The 2,594-nt window shown below is 41.8% G+C and carries 3 protein-coding genes; 2 read left to right on the forward strand and 1 reads right to left on the reverse strand.

The window, feature by feature from the left end:
• Nucleotides 1-102: 102 nt before the first annotated feature.
• Complete coding sequence (locus N667_RS0117335) at nt 103-966, reverse strand: cation diffusion facilitator family transporter (protein ID WP_035099290.1); 864 nt, start codon at nt 964-966, stop codon at nt 103-105.
• A gap of 200 nt (nt 967-1,166) precedes the next feature.
• Here N667_RS0117335 and N667_RS0117340 point away from each other — a divergent pair, with 200 nt between their 5' ends.
• A complete protein-coding gene (locus N667_RS0117340; protein ID WP_027410667.1) occupies nt 1,167-1,865 on the forward strand; it encodes a class I SAM-dependent methyltransferase in 699 nt (232 codons plus the stop codon).
• Between the two features lie 76 nt (nt 1,866-1,941).
• Nucleotides 1,942-2,193, forward strand: coding sequence for a hypothetical protein (locus N667_RS0117345; protein ID WP_027410668.1), 252 nt, complete (start codon nt 1,942-1,944; stop codon nt 2,191-2,193).
• Nucleotides 2,194-2,594: the final 401 nt, after the last annotated feature.

Here is a 2,594-nt window from a genome sequence, read left to right on the forward strand (position 1 = left end):
ATAGGGGAGCTCTCCTCATCGGTATTTCCTTCATATATATCATAAAAAAACGATTTTGTCGTTGACAAAATCGTTTTTCAACAGTCTGAAAACCTTAATCGTTTATAAGCGATTAAGGTTTTGATCCGGCTCGATATGCACATGTGTCGTTTCGATACGATGCTGCTGCTTCATCATTCGTTCTACTTCATCAGCAATTTCATGGCTCTTAGCAACCGTTAAATGGGCATCGACATGAATCGTGACATCGAGAATGATATGATTGCCTACTGTTCGCGCTTTCACATCGGATACGCGCTTCACTCCTTCGACCGATGCAATTTCTCGTTTGTAGGTAGCTAAAGCATGTTCGTCAAACCCATCCGTTAACATATGCGATGTTTCTGAAAAAATATGCCACGCTGTTTTGCAAATGATGACACCAATGAGAAGAGCAGCTAATGGATCGAGCCAAAACATATGAAAATGTGCACCGATAATTCCGATGACCGTGCCAAGACTGACGAGCGCATCAGATAGATGATCTTTTGCGGCGGCTGCAAGCGCCTGGCTGCTCACTTTCTTAGAAAGACGTTGATTAAACCAGTAAACAACAAACATGACGAACGCAGAACATATTCCAACCCACGCAGCAATCGGTTGTGGTGCTTCATCACCCTTATTATGGACAAGTGATAGAACTCCTTTTCCAACAACATCGAGACCAATCGACATCATAATAAATGCCGCAATAAGCGACGAAATATTTTCAGCGCGGGAGTGTCCGTACGGATGGTTATGATCTCGCGGCTTTTGCGCAATTTTAATTCCTATTAAAATCGCCACAGAGGCAACAATATCACTAAAGTTGTTCCACCCATCAGCAGCCACTCCTTCTGAATGAGCGATATAGCCAGTCGCGAGTTTCGCAATCGCTAGGCTAATATAGCTTCCTATGCTTACCCAAGCTCCTAATTCCGCTTTCATTCGTTCCACCCTTACTTTTCCTATTCGCACGTATTAGTTTATCAGCATAGTGCCTTGTGGGTCTACAGCAACAAAGTTGCTATACAGAATAACTATAGGACGGGACAAACTTTTTCCTACAAAGGGAAATTTATTGGACACGGGCAAAACAAATACTGCTGGCATAAATTATGGAAAAGAAGAAATTGGAGGACACAACATTGACAACATATCTTGATGTATTAGCAGAATTAGGGATTGACAGCGCCCATCCTGGAGGATTTTTATTAACTAAAAATATATTACGTAAACTTAATATTACCCCTTCTACTCACATTCTCGATGTTGGTTGCGGTACGGGGCGGACGGCTGCCTATATTTCTGAAACATATGGAGCACATGTAACAGCCATTGACATTCATCCGAAAATGCTTGAGAAAGCAAAAGCCCGTTTTTCTTCCCTCTCCAAACCTGTCGAGCTACACAAAGCTTCTATTGAGTCATTGCCTTTTCCATCCGAGCAATTCGATATTATATTATGCGAATCGGTCTTATCGTTTGTCACCTTGCCAAAGGCGCTTAAAGAAATATATCGCACGCTTAAGCCGCACGGAACATTCATTGGTATAGAAGCTGCCCATTCACAACTATCGGAATCTGCCAAAAAAGACATCTCCGCTTTTTATCAATTTCGACAGCTGTTAACAAAAAAAGAGTGGCGGACTTATCTCTCCAATCATGGCTTTCGCAATATTCAGATCGCTGCCTATACCGCCACCGAGCACCCTGCTTTGCAATCGTCCTTTACAATTCGCACTACCTTCTCCCATGAAATGTTAGCCATTTTAAGCAAGCATGAGCAACTAAAAAAACAATATGGAAAACAGCTTGGATACTGTATATTTTCGTGTCAAAAGTAGTCATTGGTACAAACTCCTTTTTTTCTCATCACATACTCTGTAGATGTAGTTGTAGTAAAAAAAAGGAGGAATCAACATGCCACAACAGTGGTACGATGCTTGCTGTCGTTATCGCGGTCAAGTTGTACGTATCCATGACCGGTTTGGCAACGTGCATATAGGACGCATTACACGTGTGACACCTAACCGTGTGTATATTTTGCCTGCTGGCCGACGAAATCTCGGAGGATTTGGGTACGGATTCGGCTGGGGTTGGGGGTGGGGCTGGGGATATGGAATCGCCCTTGCCGCTATTGTTGGTATTACACTAATCGGATTGTTCTGGTAAAAGAAAGCTGTGCATCCGTTTGGCAACTCTACAACTCTCACTTACGATATAAAACGAGGTTAAGGAGTGTAAAAAGCGGTGTCTGGCATTTTTGCTAGCTACCGCTTCTTTATTTGAATTTTGAACATATTCTTCAAGAGAAGGATTTTTTCAAAAATCACTTTTGCTGCTTTTTTGCCAATATACCGCAAATGCCGCGATTCGTACTCATCGTCTTAGGAAATAGAACGATAGAAATTGAATCATATCGAGTGGTCATCATTACGAAATGAAAATTATCGTATAGGGAGTTCAATTATTGAAAACAGATGGTGTTGCAAAACTAGAGTAAAAACTCGAAGTTATGCATAAGGATACAGCATAACACATGCAGTACATATCGATGAAATCCATACCATCGC

The sequence above is a fragment of the Anoxybacillus tepidamans PS2 genome (genome assembly GCF_000620165.1).
GTDB lineage: Bacteria > Bacillota > Bacilli > Bacillales > Anoxybacillaceae > Anoxybacteroides > Anoxybacteroides tepidamans_A.